Annotated in this window: 15 protein-coding genes; 13 read left to right on the top strand and 2 right to left on the bottom strand. The window is 33.8% G+C overall.

Going from position 1 to position 15,166, the window contains the following annotated elements:
• The first annotated feature begins 306 nt into the window (after window positions 1–306).
• The 7 genes from PQO00_RS01190 to PQO00_RS01160 all read left to right on the top strand — a co-directional run bounded on the left by PQO00_RS01190 (window position 307) and on the right by PQO00_RS01160 (window position 8,354).
• Window positions 307–762 (top strand): DUF4199 domain-containing protein, encoded by a 456-nt coding sequence (locus PQO00_RS01190; protein ID WP_274182991.1) that lies wholly within the window; start codon window positions 307–309, stop codon window positions 760–762.
• A 747-nt stretch (window positions 763–1,509) separates the two neighbouring features.
• Entirely contained in the window at window positions 1,510–2,124 is a 615-nt protein-coding gene (gene rplU / locus PQO00_RS01185; RefSeq protein WP_274182990.1) for a 50S ribosomal protein L21, read from the top strand.
• A 26-nt stretch (window positions 2,125–2,150) separates the two neighbouring features.
• Window positions 2,151–2,411, top strand: coding sequence for a 50S ribosomal protein L27 (gene rpmA / locus PQO00_RS01180; protein WP_274182989.1), 261 nt, complete (start codon window positions 2,151–2,153; stop codon window positions 2,409–2,411).
• 395 nt (window positions 2,412–2,806) lie between these two features.
• Window positions 2,807–2,953, top strand: coding sequence for a hypothetical protein (locus PQO00_RS01175; RefSeq protein WP_274182988.1), 147 nt, complete (start codon window positions 2,807–2,809; stop codon window positions 2,951–2,953).
• A 421-nt stretch (window positions 2,954–3,374) separates the two neighbouring features.
• Entirely contained in the window at window positions 3,375–6,200 is a 2,826-nt protein-coding gene (locus PQO00_RS01170) for a TonB-dependent receptor (protein ID WP_274182987.1), read from the top strand.
• Entirely contained in the window at window positions 6,200–7,216 is a 1,017-nt protein-coding gene (locus tag PQO00_RS01165) for a phytase (RefSeq protein WP_274182986.1), read from the top strand. Before PQO00_RS01170 ends, PQO00_RS01165 begins: the two co-directional genes overlap by 1 nt.
• A gap of 865 nt (window positions 7,217–8,081) precedes the next feature.
• The gene (locus tag PQO00_RS01160; RefSeq protein ID WP_274182985.1) at window positions 8,082–8,354 is read left to right on the top strand and encodes a hypothetical protein; all 273 of its coding nucleotides are present in this window, start codon (window positions 8,082–8,084) and stop codon (window positions 8,352–8,354) included.
• Between the two features lie 332 nt (window positions 8,355–8,686).
• On the opposite strand, the gene PQO00_RS01155 is transcribed toward PQO00_RS01160, so the two are convergent.
• Complete coding sequence (locus PQO00_RS01155; protein ID WP_274182984.1) at window positions 8,687–9,163, bottom strand: very short patch repair endonuclease; 477 nt, start codon at window positions 9,161–9,163, stop codon at window positions 8,687–8,689.
• Window positions 9,164–9,316: 153 nt separating this feature from the next.
• Window positions 9,317–10,633 (bottom strand): adenosylhomocysteinase, encoded by a 1,317-nt coding sequence (ahcY, locus tag PQO00_RS01150; protein ID WP_274182983.1) that lies wholly within the window; start codon window positions 10,631–10,633, stop codon window positions 9,317–9,319.
• Window positions 10,634–10,764: 131 nt separating this feature from the next.
• Between ahcY and PQO00_RS01145 the strand changes: the two genes are divergently transcribed.
• From PQO00_RS01145 to PQO00_RS01120, 6 genes are all read left to right on the top strand, one after another.
• Window positions 10,765–11,391, top strand: coding sequence for a 4'-phosphopantetheinyl transferase superfamily protein (locus PQO00_RS01145; protein WP_274182982.1), 627 nt, complete (start codon window positions 10,765–10,767; stop codon window positions 11,389–11,391).
• Complete coding sequence (locus PQO00_RS01140) at window positions 11,392–12,111, top strand: geranylgeranylglyceryl/heptaprenylglyceryl phosphate synthase (RefSeq protein ID WP_274182981.1); 720 nt, start codon at window positions 11,392–11,394, stop codon at window positions 12,109–12,111.
• A 102-nt stretch (window positions 12,112–12,213) separates the two neighbouring features.
• Window positions 12,214–12,474 (top strand): thiamine-binding protein, encoded by a 261-nt coding sequence (locus PQO00_RS01135; protein ID WP_274182980.1) that lies wholly within the window; start codon window positions 12,214–12,216, stop codon window positions 12,472–12,474.
• Window positions 12,458–13,090 (top strand): nicotinamide riboside transporter PnuC, encoded by a 633-nt coding sequence (gene pnuC, locus PQO00_RS01130; protein WP_274182979.1) that lies wholly within the window; start codon window positions 12,458–12,460, stop codon window positions 13,088–13,090. Before PQO00_RS01135 ends, pnuC begins: the two co-directional genes overlap by 17 nt.
• On the top strand, window positions 13,051–13,614 hold the full coding sequence (locus PQO00_RS01125; RefSeq protein ID WP_274182978.1) for an ATP-binding protein: 564 nt from the start codon (window positions 13,051–13,053) through the stop codon (window positions 13,612–13,614). The genes pnuC and PQO00_RS01125 overlap by 40 nt, the downstream gene beginning before the upstream one ends.
• A 3-nt stretch (window positions 13,615–13,617) precedes the next feature.
• A complete protein-coding gene (locus PQO00_RS01120; RefSeq protein ID WP_274182977.1) occupies window positions 13,618–15,165 on the top strand; it encodes a DUF4301 family protein in 1,548 nt (515 codons plus the stop codon).
• Window position 15,166: the final 1 nt, after the last annotated feature.

Here is a 15,166-nt window from a genome sequence, read left to right as displayed (position 1 = left end):
TCCCACCTAGTGAGGATTGAAGTGATCGCGACAGGATTCGAACCTGTGACCGTCTGCTTAGAAGAGAGAGTTCGTTTCAAAAAAATCTTTATTAAAACCCCATTGTTAGAATTAAGCCCTATTTATTGAGTACATTAATAGTGGCAAGATTTTTACTTTTTGAGAGGTATATTTATTGTACAAAAAACCACCAAATTGTAGTTAGTTATCTTCATAAACAATGGGTTAAATTGAAAAAACAGCTTCAAAATTATTTTAATACATAAATTTTTACGAAATTTAAGTACATATAAATTTGTAAAAAAGATGAAAAGAATACCGCACTCCATTCGATTTGGACTCCTTACAAGTTCTATGTTAATTGCTTATTTTTTAATTTTAGCAGCATTCCATAAGCATATTAATCCAGCTTTTAGTTTTTTTAATGCTGTTATTACTGCTTTCGGAATTTGTGAAGCTGTACGTTTGAAAAAAAATGAGAACCTGGAAACCTTTACTTATGGAGAAGGATTTAAAACGGGCGTTGTTACAGGCTTTATCGCTACATTGGTCTTCACTGTTTTTTTCTTGCTTTATGCTACAGAAATCCATCCTACTTTTTTATCGGAATTGCTCCAAACTATAAAAGGTGGTTTTAATATAGACATTGGTATGGTGACTTTTATAGTTGCCATTATGGGATTTGCAACAACAATAGTAGTTGTGCTTGCCGTTATGCAGTTTTTTAAAAAGACCAGTAATCTCAATCAAAACCACCTATAAGTGGTTTCCAGTTTAATGTCTTAAGACGTAAGAAGCTGCCGCAGGTAGCCCTTTAATAAATTCACTAATTGTTTTTGTTTTTACTTTGAGTTGTTCTTTTAAGTTTTTCATAACGAACTCATCTTGACTTTATGTGTTTTACCGAAATCGAAGATTCATGAACTCCGATTTATGATAATAAGAATTTAGTGAATTAAAATGAGATAAAATTTGTCCAGATGAGGCACTTTTAGAAAGGCATAGCATCGCTACGGATAATAAAAGTAACGAAATAAGGACAGATTTTAGCCATTCCTGCCTGCCGGCAGGTTTTAGGAAATAGTAAAAGTCAAGATGAGTTCAATAATAGCATTTTTATCTATGAAACGACTGATAATAAAAAATCCCTCTTCGTTATTAGGGGATTTTATTTTCTATGCTGGTAAATTATGAGTCCACGCTTATTGCGTGTCAGGAAAACTTGGTTTGGAAAAGTTGCAAAGCAAAGTATTCGAAACAGATCGTAGAGTTAACCCTGCTTCATGTGCTGGACTTGTTTCAGTATTCACGTAGGATCTCGGGTTTAGTACCTTATATTTGAGCCATTTTAAATTAGAATTGGGATCATACTTTTTATTTAGAAGTTTTTTTGGTAAAAAAACAAGCAGAAATAATCGTTCAAAATCAATAAAACGTTTGCAGTTTAATTAATTAGCAGTATATTTGCACTCATTTTTTGAACAAATTAATTAATAAAAACGTTACGCTATGTACGCAATTGTAGAGATAGCAGGGCATCAATTTAAAGTTGAAAAAGACCAAAAAGTTTTTGTTAACCGTTTACAAACAGAAGAAGGTAAGAAAGTTTCTTTCGATAATGTACTTCTAGTAGCAGATGGTGACAAAGTAACTGTAGGCGCCCCAGCTATAGACGGAGCTCAAGTAGGAGCAAAAGTCTTAAAACACCTTAAAGGTGATAAAGTTATAGTTTTTAAGAAGAAAAGACGTAAAGGATACCGTGTTAAAAATGGTCACCGTCAATCTTTAACAGAAATCGTAATAGAAAGCATTGCTGCTTCGGGAGCTAAGAAAGCTGCCAAAGCTGAAAGCGAGGGAGCTAAGAAAGCTGCCAAAGCTGAAAGCGAGGGAGCTAAGAAAGCTGCCAAAGCTGAAAGCGAGGGAGCTAAAAAAGCTGCTCCGGCAAAAGCAACTAAAAAAGCAGAAACTGCTGCACCTAAAGCAAAGCCTGCTGCTAAAAAGGCAGAAGCTACTCAAGATTTAAGTAAACTTACTGTTGCTGAATTAAAAGAGATGGCTAAAGCTAAAGGTGTTGAAGGAATTTCTTCTATGAAGAAAGCTGATTTAATTGCTGCTTTAAGTTAATTTTAAAAAACTAAAATCGAAATAAAATGGCACATAAAAAAGGAGTCGGAAGTTCGAAAAACGGTAGAGAATCAGAATCGAAACGCTTAGGTGTAAAGATATTTGGTGGTCAAGCTGCAATAGCTGGAAACATTATCGTTAGACAAAGAGGTAACACGCACCACCCTGGTGAGAATGTTTACTCTTCAAAAGATCATACATTACACGCTAGAGTTGATGGTGTTGTAAAGTTTACAAAGAAAAAAGACAATAAATCTTATGTTTCTATTGAGCCTTTTGAGGCTTAAGAAACCATTTTCTTTTTAAAGCATAAACCCTTTCTGGAAACAGGAAGGGTTTTTTTATTGGCCCACGTTTGTTGCACAGAAGGGACCATGCTCAAAAAGTTGTGTGCAGGTAAAAGTTTTGGTTTATCTAAAGAGAAAACCTGTCATTGACCTATTTTGGTTTGACCCTCCTAAATTTCGACAAGATCGAAATTATCCTCCCTTTTCAAAACTACCGAGAGTACACATCTATAAAAAAGACACGAATGGCACAAATTCACACGAATCCAATACATTATGGAATAGATTGGACATGGCATGAATAAGAATCCCTAGACTATATAGGCTTGAAACGGATCAAGACTAATTGTTGTGTTTATAAAAAAACAGATTTCTACGTCCTAAACGTCCTCGCGATGAAGACTCCAAGATCATCGTTAAGAACAGGCCATGAGGCAAGCCAGACCCTTCGTAAGAATAAAGCCCAAAACTTGGAAAACCAGGAGCACCGCCTAGGATGGAGCGATGGGGCGACGCCAAGTTTTGGGCTTGGTTCTTCTTGAGCGCTAGCAAAAGAAGAAATTCCTACGAAGGGGCGTCCTTTCTTTTGTTACTTTTCTTTGGACGAGCAAAGAAAAGTTAATCATTAAACAGCATGATTCATTTAGAGTATGACTTTTTAAATTAATTCGCACACACAACTTTTGTTCTTGATCCCTTGAAACCTGTCAATAGTCTGAATAATTTGTGAAAATTTGTGCCATTCGTGTCCAATCTTTTTTTGTGTACTCAGTAGCCTGAATTTATCTTGAAGTAACCTGTTAGAAATTTTTTATTGGCACATTTCTAAAAGTTAATTTTAATGTTAAGTAATAGTAAAACAAGATTTTTTTATATGTATCCATAACAATTATATAAAAAACACTTAAAATTCTTTGCTCATCATTTTTGTTATTTCGCCTAGTATTCAACTAACAAAAAATCATGAGAAAAAATTACGTATTATTATTTATTACATTATCGTTTGGCTTTCTTGGATTCACTCAAGGAGGGAATATTCAAGGGAAAATTATTGACGAAAATGGCTTATCAATTCCTTTTGGAAATGTATTGATCGAATCACTGAATAAAGGGACTACATCAGATTTTGATGGTAGCTTTTTGTTGGTTAATATTCCTTCCGGAACCCAAACAATAAAAATCACTTATTTAGGATATGCAGATACAGAAAAAGAAGTTCATGTTGAAGCAGGAACAACAGCAGAAGTTGTCATAGCCATATCTCCAGAAAACTTGGAGTTGGATGATGTTCTAATAACAGGGTATAATAGTGGCCAGGCAAAAGCACTTAATGCTCAAAAAAATAAACAGAATATTACAAATGTCGTTTCAACAGACCAGATAGGTAAGTTTCCCGATGCAAATATTGGAGATGCCATAAAGCGTATCCAAGGAATTACAATGCAAGTAGATCAGGGAGAAGCACGTAATATTATTGTTAGAGGTTTAGCGCCTCAATTAAATTCGGTGACGTTAAACGGGAGTAGAATTCCTTCTGCCGAAGGTGATAACAGAAATGTACAAATGGATTTAATTCCATCAGATATGATTCAGCTTATAGAAGTTAATAAAGCTGTGACACCAGATATGGATGCCGATGCGCTAGGGGGCTCTGTAAATTTGGTAACAAGAACATCTCCAAACGGATTTAGGGTAGCGGCAACTGTAGGCTCTGGAGTTAATTTTATTACAGACAAAAGAATTATAAACGGATCATTTTTAGTAGGAGATAGATCAAAAGATAATAAATTTGGATGGATGCTTTCTACATCTATCAATGATAGTGATTTTGGTTCGGACAACGTAGAAGCAGAATGGGTAAATGAAGTAGAAAGCCCAGTTTCTGGAGAAGATATCCAGGTAGATCCATTTGTAGAAGAATCGGATATTAGAACGTATTTGGTACAACGTATTAGAAGAAGTTTTTCTGCGAATTTAGATTATGCTTTCGATGTTAATAATACGATTCATCTAAAATCAATGTATAATTGGAGGGATGATAGGGAAAATCGTTTTGCACTTCAATATGGAAGTATTGAACCAATATTTGCTAGTGGTACAGAAACTATTACTGGTTACGAGGGAGAAATAAGTAGACAAACAAAAGGAGGCATCGATAATAACAGAAATAAAAATGCACGTCTTGAAGATCAGCGTATGCAAAATTATAGCTTGGGAGGGGAGCATTTATTTGGGGAAATAGAATTTGATTGGTTGGCATCTTACGCAAGTGCCTCAGAAGAGCGATTAAACGAGCGTTATGTTGAATATGAATTAGAGGAAACCAACGGAGGCGACCCTATTCCTTTTAATACAGATTTTGCCAATCAAAAATTCCCATTAATTACACCAGTAAATGCTAGTGATGTTGCATTAAGTAACTTTAGTCTAAAAGAAATTACAGAAGAAAATCAGTTCACGGAAGAAAAAGATTTTAACTTTTTTGCAAATTTTACACTTCAGGCCGATTTTTTTAATAAAGGAGACGGTTTCGTAAAATTTGGAGGGCGTTTAAAAATAAAGGATAAAGAAAGAACTAATAATTTTTTCGAATTCGAACCTACAAACGCTGCATTTGATGATTTAAGTGCTTTACCATTAACAGACCAAACAGATCCCGATTTTTTAGCAGGAAGTAAGTATGCGGCAGGCATGTTTGTAGATCCTGCATTTTTAGGGAAATTAGATTTAAACAATACATCGCTATTTGATATTTCAGATGTACCAAGCGAATATGTTAGAGCTAATTATGAAGTAAAAGAACATGTTTATGCTGGTTATATCATGACAAATCAAAAACTATCAGATAAATTGAATGTATTAGTTGGTGTGAGAGTAGAAAGTACCAAGACTGAAGCTACGGGAAACCAAATTGAAGATGAAGAAAATGTTTTAGGGCTTATAACTGCCAATAAGAATTATATAAATGTACTGCCTGGGGTTCATTTTAAATATCATGTAAATGATCATACGATTTTACGATTTGCATGGACTAACACATTAGCTAGACCAAATTATGTAGATGTTGTACCTAGTATAGATATTGTTGCAGATGATGAAGAAATATTCTTAGGAAACCCAGAGTTAAGTGCTACGACATCTATGAACTTTGATTTAATGATGGAGCACTATTTTAGTAGTGTTGGCATTATTTCTGGAGGTATATTTCAAAAAAGCATAAAAGATTTTATTTATACCTTTCAGTTTGAGGATGCAGGGACAGGATTTGATAGTTTCCAGCCACAAAATGGTGATAATGCTAATATATTTGGAGCAGAGGTTGGTTTTCAGCGTCAGTTGGATTTCTTGCCAGGGTTTGCTAAAAACTTTAGCTTGATGTTAAATTATACTTATTTAACATCAAGTGCAGATGGTATTAGGAATTCTGATGGAGAAGAAAGAACAGATTTGGATTTACCAGGTACAGCGCCTAATATGTTTAATGGATCTTTGGGTTATTCTGATAAAAAATTAAATCTACGTTTATCAGCTAACTATTCTGATGCTTATATAGATGAAATTGGAGGAAGTACTTTCGAAGATAGGTATTACGATGAACAATTCTTGTTGGATTTTAATGTTTCTTATGCATTTAACAAAGGACTTAGTATCTACTTCGATTTAAATAATATCACCGACCAGCCGTTACGTTATTTTCAGGGTGTTAAAAATAGAACCATGCAAGTAGAGTATTATGGAAGACGCATCACGTTTGGTATAAAATATGACTTATTTAATAAAAAACAATAATGGAAAAGCTTAGAGTGAACATTATTTTTGTTTGTTTTGTTATAGTAATGGCATGCGCTAAAAAATTACCTGAAATTATAGCCGATGTCATTACCGAAACAACATTGTATGATACAGACGATCCTGCTATATGGATTAATTCGAAAGATGCCTCCAAGAGTATTGTTTTTGGCACCGATAAAAATACAGAAGGTGCTATTTATGCCTTTGATTTAGATGGTAAAATTATTGAAGACAAAACAATAAGGAATTTAAAGCGACCAAATAATATTGATTTGGAATATGGTTTTCAATTGAATGACTCCACTAAAGTCGATGTTATTGCATTTACAGAAAGAGAACGTCAACAAATACGCTTGTTTTCTGTCCCAGATATGAAACCGTTGGATCATGGCGGTTTTCCTGTTTTTACAGATGCACAAGAACCTGAAACAAATTTACCAATGGGCATAGCACTTTACAAATCACCAGAAACCCAAAAATTGTATGCTATTGTGGGTAGAAAGACAGGTCCTAAAAAGGGGTATTTATATCAATATTATTTAACTTCAGATAGCTTAGGTGTGCACTCTAAACTCGTTAGAAAGTTTGGCGAATTTAGTGGTAAAAAAGAAATAGAAGCTATAGCTGTAGATAACGAGGCAGGCATTGTGTATTATTCCGATGAGATGCATTGTATTCGTAAATATCATGCAGAGCCCTCTAAAGGAGATGAGGAAATTTACTGTTTTGGAAGCGAGTACTTTAAAGAGGATATTGAAGGGATAGCTATTGCTAAATATCAGGATAAGGGATTTTTAATTGTGTCAAACCAGCAAGCACATACGTTTAATGTTTTCGATTTAGAGACGAATGCATTTATTAAGGAAATTAATTTAGGAACTATCGAGACTGATGGGTGCGATGTTACAACTACCGCATTAGGAAATAAGTTTCCTAATGGATTATTTGTTTCCATGAACGATGAAAAGAATTTCTTTTATCACGATTTAAAAAAACTTAAATTATTGGAATAGAATACCCAAGTTTGTTTTAAAGACCTGAAAAGGTATTATACAAATCTAAAGGAGCTTGTCGAAACCCGATATTGATGATCTAAAAAGATAAAATATTTCGACGCGCTCAATATGACATGTGTTTTACTTTTCAGGTCTCTTTCATCTATTCAAAATATCATAGACTATTTTTAAATGGTGTTTCGTATGCATTTCTAAAAAGCGAAGCGTTTTATTTTTTGATAGAACTCCAAATATAAAATGTTTAAAATGAGCGTTTTTGTCAAGAAAGGGTATGTTGTTTATATGTTTCTTTGCTTCATCGAGTTGTGTTTGCAAATCGCTTGTTGAAATTAAATTTGGAAGCTTCACAATTTTTGGGGCTTTAGCTCGGCCTCTTGGTATGTAACAGAAAGCAAATAATATACTTCTTATGGCATTATTTTTTTTGTAATACCTTAGGGTCAGATCGCTCTAAAGACTCGCAAACCCTATTTATTACTTTTAAAGAATGGTCTAATTGCCAACCTATAGCTAGGTCGATATAAAATGGCATAGAATATTTAGAAATAAAAAATTGAAGTTCAAGATAAAAAGCGTAGGCATAACTTAGTTACGGCGAGTATTTTTAACGAAGAAATTCGGTTTTTTACTCTGAAGGTTCATGTTATTTTATATGGATTTAGCTATATATTAGCTTTAGAAACTATTGAGTTGCTTTTATCCTTATAGGGAATATTTTGTCCTATTTGAGATAAAAGTATATTTAAAATAGCTGTTTTTTTATGGTGCATTGTTAAAAATAATTATAAAAAATAGGAATAAATTCTTAACTTGGGGGTATGTAGTCGCAATATGTAAATTGTCTTACTTAAAACTATATAGTATGCTACCTTTTAGATCTGAAATAAGAAACTCGCCGAGTCAGCAAACTATCAAAATTTTTTTAGCTGATGAATCTTTAGACAATGAAATTAAAGCTCATTTAGAGCATTTTGTTGAAATAGATTTTATAGAAATAAGGGAAAGTGTTGGTCAAAATCGAGCGGACGAAAACATTACTGTGTTTTTAAAAGATGATGTAGATATTAATAAAATGAAAACGTCTATTGAATCTAGTTTGTGGTGGTATTTTGAGAAGGATATCGTTGATGATTAACGAGTATTTTTATGACATAACAAGCTCTTAAATGCTTGCGATATTTTCTGGTTTTTCGTTAAAATAAAATGAAAAAAATCGTTTTTTTTTACATGGTTTAGTCTTGGCTCAGAATAAAACAATCCATGTTTATGAAGCCTTGTGCGATAATATAAACCAAGGGATAATTTGTCTTTCAGAGAAAAGCATCTTATGTTGCTGTAAAACAATATATTGAATTTTTAAGAGATTCTTCACGTCGTTCCGAAAGAAAAAAGGGCACTATGTATGATTACGGGCATTCAGTTTTTATTAATGTGATTTAAAAAGTTTATTTATAAGTAAAAGGGAATTTAATAAATTTTAAACTTTTCAATATCTAAATATACCATAACATCATTGATACAGGTTTTTAGATTGTCTTTTATTTCGTAAGCCCAAAATCGAAATACGGTATACCCCATATCTTTTAATTGTTGGTTGACTTCCCTGTCGCGTTGCATATTTCTTTCGATCTTAGGAATCCAAAAATCACGATTTGTTTTTAACTTGTCCTTACGCTCATGCCAATTATAACCGTGCCAGTATTCGCCATCGATAAAAATAGCAAGCTTATATTTTTTTATGCTTACATCTGGCCGTCCGGGAAGTTGTTTGTTATCCACTCTGTACCGAACGCCCTTTTTCCAAAGTGTTTTGCGAAAGAGCATTTCGGGCTTGGTGTTTTTACCACGGATCCTGCTCATTATTTTAGAGCGTTTCTTTGTGGTATAAAACCCAGATGCTTCATTGAATCTAGGGACTTTTATTTTCTTATCTTCATAGGACATAATTATTTCTAAAGTATAAATAACTATGAGTCAATCAAAAATAAACCAAAGCTAAGTTGTGACCAGTCCTAAAAAAAACGTTACAGTTTTTTTTAGGACTGGTCAATAATTTAAATTTATTCATGAGATTCCCACTTTCGTGGGAATAACAGATTAATATCTGTAATGCTCTGGCTTATAAGGGCCTTCAACAGTAACGCCAATATATTCAGCTTGTTCTTCACGAAGCTCGGTCAACTCAACGCCAATTTTGGCTAAGTGTAATTTAGCTACTTTTTCATCTAAAGCTTTTGGTAACATATATACTTTGTTTTCGTAAGCATCGGCATTGTTCCAAAGCTCTATCTGTGCTAAAGTTTGATTGGTAAATGAGTTGCTCATTACAAAACTTGGGTGACCAGTAGCACAACCTAGGTTTACTAAACGACCTTCGGCAAGAATGATAATGTCTTTTCCGTTTACCGTATATTTATCCACTTGAGGTTTGATGGTATTTTTAGTATGGCCATGATTTTTGTTTAACCAAGCCATATCTATTTCATTATCAAAATGCCCAATATTACAAACAATAGCTTTGTCTTTTAAAGCTTCAAAGTGACGTGCTTGAACAATGTCTTTATTTCCTGTCGTAGTAATCACAATATCAGTATTACCAATAACAGTTTCCAGTTTTTTAACTTCAAAACCATCCATAGCAGCTTGTAATGCACAAATAGGATCTATTTCTGTCACGGTAACAATACTTCCTGCGCCTTTAAAAGAAGCGGCAGTGCCCTTACCTACATCACCATAACCACAAACGGTTACTCGTTTTCCAGCAAGCATGATGTCTGTTGCACGACGAACAGCATCAACAGCACTTTCCTTACAACCGTATTTGTTGTCGAATTTCGATTTTGTAACCGAATCATTAACATTAATGGCAGGCATTGGTAATGTCCCTTTCTTTACACGTTCGTAAAGTCTGTGTACACCTGTTGTAGTCTCTTCAGATAAACCATTGATTCCAGAAGTTAATTCTGGATATTTATCTAAAACCATATTGGTTAGATCGCCACCATCGTCCAGTATCATATTGAGCGGTTTTCTGTCTTCACCAAAGAAAAGCGTTTGCTCTATACACCAGTTAAATTCTTCTTCTGTCATGTCTTTCCAAGCATAAACAGCCGTTCCAGCAGCAGCAATCGCAGCAGCAGCTTGATCTTGCGTAGAAAATATGTTACAAGAACTCCAAGTAACCTCTGCTCCCAAAGCCTGTAAAGTCTCAATTAAAACAGCCGTTTGAATGGTCATGTGTAAGCATCCAGCGATTCTGGCTCCTTTAAGAGGTTGCGAGTCTTTGTATTCTTCACGCAAACTCATAAGCCCAGGCATTTCTGCTTCGGCTAATTCTATTTCTTTTCGCCCCCATTCAGCAAGAGAAATATCTTTTACTTTGTTGGCTATATAAGGAATTGTTTTTGTACTCATATCAATATTTTCTTTTAGTTTTTAAACCCAAACAAGATTGTGATTAGCTCTTAAATAGTTAAATTCGCTTATCAAAAAACACAACCTTAATTATGAGGTGCAAAGATAACTAATAACTTTTACAAAAGTAAATGCCGCTATATAAAACCATAAGGCCAAATTCGCAAACAACTGTTAAAATCTGGAAGATTGATGAGTCTTATGATCATTTAATGCAATCCATACGATTAAAACCTAAAAGTTTAGAGCGTGTTTTAGGTATGAAAAGCGACATACATCGGCGCGGTTTTTTAAGCGTTCGCTGTTTATTAGCTGAATTTGGGTATGAAGATTCAGATTTGTTTTACGATGAAAATGGGAAGCCACATTTACAAGATGGCAAGCAAATTTCTATTACGCATTCTTTTCATTTTTCGGCAATTATTATTAGTGATTTAATTGTTGGAATAGATATTGAAAAACAACGGGATAAGATTACCATAATAGCTCATAAATTTATTGGTTATGAGCATGATTATTTAGTTAAGGACGATAAAAATTATATAGAGAAGTTGACCGCTATTTGGTGTGTAAAAGAATCACTTTATAAACTATTCGCAACCCCTGGGTTGAGTTTTCAAAAACACTGTTTGGTCATTCCGTTTTCTAATAATGATGATAAAACGATCGCTTGGGTTGATTATAAAGCAAAAAAGCATCGTTATAATATTCGATTTTTAGAGTTTGAAGGATTTACCTGTGCCTATGCCATTGCTTAAATGAAACATATTTATAACGACATATCGGCATTGGTTTCCAATGGAGAAAAGCAACTGGCTGTTTTAATAGATCCTGATAAAATAAAGCTTGATAAAGTATCAGGTATTATTAAAAAGGTGAATGTATCTATAGCGACTCATATTTTTGTGGGAGGTAGTACTGTTGATCGGTATGCCACTAGTGTTCTGGTCGAAGAAATAAAGAGACATACCCAACTCCCTGTTGTTTTATTTCCAGGAGATGTCACCCAAATTACGAGCAGAGCAGATGCTATTTTATTCCTTTCTTTGATTTCAGGAAGAAATGCGGAGTATCTAATAGGCAAACATATAAGGTCTATTTCGAAATTAGCAAAAACAAATCTTGAGGTCATTTCAACAGGTTATATTTTAATTGAAAGCGGAAAAGAAACGGCCGTTGAAAAAGTAACAGGAACAGAACCTCTATCAAGAACTAATGTTCAAAATATTGTTGATACGGCAAAAGCAGGCGAATTACTAGGAATGAAATTGATTTATCTTGAAGCAGGGAGTGGTGCAAAACTTGCGGTTTCAAAAGAAATTATATCATGTGTAAAGAAAGCAGTAAATATTCCGTTAATAGTTGGTGGTGGTATTAGAAGTAAAAAGCAGTTAGAAAATGCATATCATGCGGGGGCCGATTTAGTAGTCATTGGTACAGTTTTTGAAGAAGATGAGTCTTTTTTTGACAATTTATGAGAGTAAATTGTTATACTGAACTTGTTTCGGTATCTCATAAAAAGTAATAATTAGGATAAGTAAAAGATTTCCACTTTCGTGGAAATGAAAATAAAAATTTTAATGAAAATATCAGTAGAGTTAACTATAACCCCATTGCAGAACGATTTTGAGCCTGCCATTATTCATTTTATAAAAAAACTAAGAGCTTCAAACTTTAAGGTTTTAGAAAACCCTTTAAGTACACAAGTGTATGGTGATTATGATGAGGTGATGGAACTCCTTACCACAGAGATTAAAGAAGCTTTTGAACTTATGGAAAGAGGCTTGTTATATATGAAGATTGTAAAATCGGACAGACACGATTATGAACCCCATTTTTGATTTTTTTTTCGGACAATATTCTGATTATGAGACAATCGATATACTATTAGAAGTCATAGCGATTATTTTCGGGTTTCTTTCTGTTTGGTATTCAAAACAAAATAAGGTTTTGGTTTTTCCAACAGGTATGATCAGTACCATAATATTTGTGTATTTATTATTCAAATGGGAACTTTTGGGAGATATGATGATAAATGGGTATTATTTTATAATGAGCGTTTATGGTTGGTATATTTGGACAAGAAAAACAGATGACACACACGTAACACCAATTTCAACAACAACAGTCAAAGAAAAAAAGATTAGCGGGCTTATATTTTTAGCAACCTTATTATTTGTGTTTTTAGTTTACAAAACTTTTGATAAATGGACCAGTTGGGTGGCTTATGTAGATACACTTACAACAGCCATATTTTTTGTTGGCATGTGGTTAATGGCAAGAAGAAAATTAGAAAATTGGCTTTTTTGGATAGTGGGGGATATTATATCAGTACCACTATATTTTTATAAAGGGTTCACGTTTACCAGTCTCCAATATTTAATGTTTACATTTATAGCACTATTTGGTTATTTAGCATGGAAGAAAAATATAAACAAGAACCTGCAAACTGTATAAAAGTAGTTTTGTTCGGTCCAGAATCTACTGGTAAAACAACCTTGTCTAAACAGTTGGCTAGGCATTACAATTCTGTTTGGGTACCAGAATATGCACGGGAATATCTTCAAAACAAATGGAATAATGAGCGTAAAACTTGTGAGCCAGATGATTTGTTGCCCATTGCAGAAGGACAGATGAGATTAGAAAATGAGTTGGCAAAAAAAACCGATTCCATTTTAATCTGTGACACCGATTTGTTAGAAACCAAAGTGTATTCTGAAGCTTATTACTCAGGAAGTTGTGACCCAACACTTGAAAAATACGCAGTAGAGAATACTTACCATTTATATTTTTTGACTTATACCGATACGCCTTGGGAAGCTGATGATTTGCGAGATAAACCTGAGCATAGGGAAAAGATGTTTCAAGCGTTTCAAAATGAATTAATAGAAAACAACAAACCTTATGTGCTACTTAAAGGTGATAAAAAACAACGCTTGGAAACGGCCATTAAACATATTGATAAGCTATTAAAAAAATAATGCATGTTTACCGAAAAAGATCTTCAACAAATACAAAATAAAGGCATGACTTTAGAGCAAGTTAATGCACAGGTGTCCCGTATAAAAAATGGTATGTCCTATTCTAACTTAGCAGCCGCAGCGACTATAGGAAAAGGGATTGAGAGTTTTAGTGAGCACGAAAAGAAAGATTTTATAGGGCTGTACGAATCAAAGCGAAGTGCTTTATCCTCATTAAAGTTTGTGCCTGCATCTGGAGCGGCCACCAGAATGTTTAAGTTTTTATTTCAGTTTTTGAAAAACTTTGATCCTTCAAAAGAAAGTATTGAAGATTATGCCAAAAAACACCATGATATAGCTATTAAAACTTTTGTATCCAATTTAGAAAAGTTCCCTTTTTATAATCAGGTAGTATCGAAGGCCAAACAAGAAAAGTCAAATTTTGATAACTTGTCGCCAGATGAAAAATATTTGCAATTTGTAAAAACCATGTTGAATGAAAATAGCCTTAACTATGGTTTTTTACCTAAAGGATTACTTCCTTTTCATCAATATGAAGACAAGGCCATAACAGCTTTTCAAGAGCATTTATTTGAATCGACATTGTACGCATCATCAAACAATAAGGCAAACCTTCATTTTACGGTATCAGAAAAGCACCATGCGTATTTTATGGATGAGTTAAATCGTTTTAAGGAAGATTTGGAACAACAAACCAATACGACTTTTAATGTATCGTTTTCATATCAAAAAGAAGCGACAGAAACGGTTGCATTAACAGCTAAAGGGGCTATTTTTAGAAATGGGGATGACTCTGTTTTATTCAGACCAGCAGGACATGGCGCGTTATTGGAAAATTTAAACGATTTAAATAGCGACATTATTTTTATTAAAAATGTAGACAATATTGTGGTTTCTGATAAAAATATTGAGGTTTCAGAGTACAAAAAACTGCTTGCAGGCGTTCTAATAAAAGTTCAGGAACAGGTTTTTGCTTTTTTGCGCAAGCTTGATGCTCCTGTTGTTTTAGAAGAAGCACTTCTAGATATAGCATTATTTTTATCTAATAAGATGCATGTTACCATTAACGCAGACTTTGAAGATTTTACTTTGGAAGAGAAAAAAGTATATCTAAAAGAAAAACTAAATCGCCCCATTCGGGTATGTGGCATGGTTAAGAATGAAGGGGAGCCAGGAGGAGGGCCATTTTGGGTAAAAGACGAAAGTGGCGAAATATCATTACAAATAGTAGAGTTTGCCCAAATCAATATTCAAGATAAAGCACAGCAGGACATTGTGAAAAATGCCACTCATTTTAATCCAACAGATTTGGTCTGTGGTGTTAAAAACTATAAAGGAGAAAAGTTCAACCTTAAAGAGTTTGTAGACCCAGAGGCCGCTTTTATAACCCTAAAAACTCAAAATGGAATAGATATAAAAGCATTAGAACTTCCTGGATTATGGAATGGCAGTATGGCCTATTGGAACTCTATTTTTGTTGAGGTTCCTTTAAGTACTTTCAATCCTGTAAAAACAGTTAATGACTTACTTAAAGCTGCACACCAAGTATAAA

Source organism: Flavivirga sp. 57AJ16 (genome assembly GCF_028736925.1).
In the GTDB taxonomy this organism is placed as follows: domain Bacteria; phylum Bacteroidota; class Bacteroidia; order Flavobacteriales; family Flavobacteriaceae; genus Flavivirga.
Note: the sequence above shows the minus strand (reverse complement) of the source record. Positions and strands in the feature narration are given on the sequence as shown.

Coding starts and splice junctions, on each gene's coding strand:
- rplU (WP_274182990.1), top strand. CDS start 1,510: ATGTACGCAATTGTAGAGATAGCAGGGCATCAATTTAAAGTTGAAAAA.
- ahcY (WP_274182983.1), bottom strand. CDS start 10,633: ATGAGTACAAAAACAATTCCTTATATAGCCAACAAAGTAAAAGATATT.
- PQO00_RS01170 (WP_274182987.1), top strand. CDS start 3,375: ATGAGAAAAAATTACGTATTATTATTTATTACATTATCGTTTGGCTTT.
- pnuC (WP_274182979.1), top strand. CDS start 12,458: ATGAACCCCATTTTTGATTTTTTTTTCGGACAATATTCTGATTATGAG.
- PQO00_RS01135 (WP_274182980.1), top strand. CDS start 12,214: ATGAAAATATCAGTAGAGTTAACTATAACCCCATTGCAGAACGATTTT.
- rpmA (WP_274182989.1), top strand. CDS start 2,151: ATGGCACATAAAAAAGGAGTCGGAAGTTCGAAAAACGGTAGAGAATCA.
- PQO00_RS01165 (WP_274182986.1), top strand. CDS start 6,200: ATGGAAAAGCTTAGAGTGAACATTATTTTTGTTTGTTTTGTTATAGTA.
- PQO00_RS01160 (WP_274182985.1), top strand. CDS start 8,082: ATGCTACCTTTTAGATCTGAAATAAGAAACTCGCCGAGTCAGCAAACT.
- PQO00_RS01140 (WP_274182981.1), top strand. CDS start 11,392: ATGAAACATATTTATAACGACATATCGGCATTGGTTTCCAATGGAGAA.
- PQO00_RS01190 (WP_274182991.1), top strand. CDS start 307: ATGAAAAGAATACCGCACTCCATTCGATTTGGACTCCTTACAAGTTCT.
- PQO00_RS01145 (WP_274182982.1), top strand. CDS start 10,765: ATGCCGCTATATAAAACCATAAGGCCAAATTCGCAAACAACTGTTAAA.
- PQO00_RS01120 (WP_274182977.1), top strand. CDS start 13,618: ATGTTTACCGAAAAAGATCTTCAACAAATACAAAATAAAGGCATGACT.
- PQO00_RS01155 (WP_274182984.1), bottom strand. CDS start 9,163: ATGTCCTATGAAGATAAGAAAATAAAAGTCCCTAGATTCAATGAAGCA.
- PQO00_RS01175 (WP_274182988.1), top strand. CDS start 2,807: ATGAAGACTCCAAGATCATCGTTAAGAACAGGCCATGAGGCAAGCCAG.
- PQO00_RS01125 (WP_274182978.1), top strand. CDS start 13,051: ATGGAAGAAAAATATAAACAAGAACCTGCAAACTGTATAAAAGTAGTT.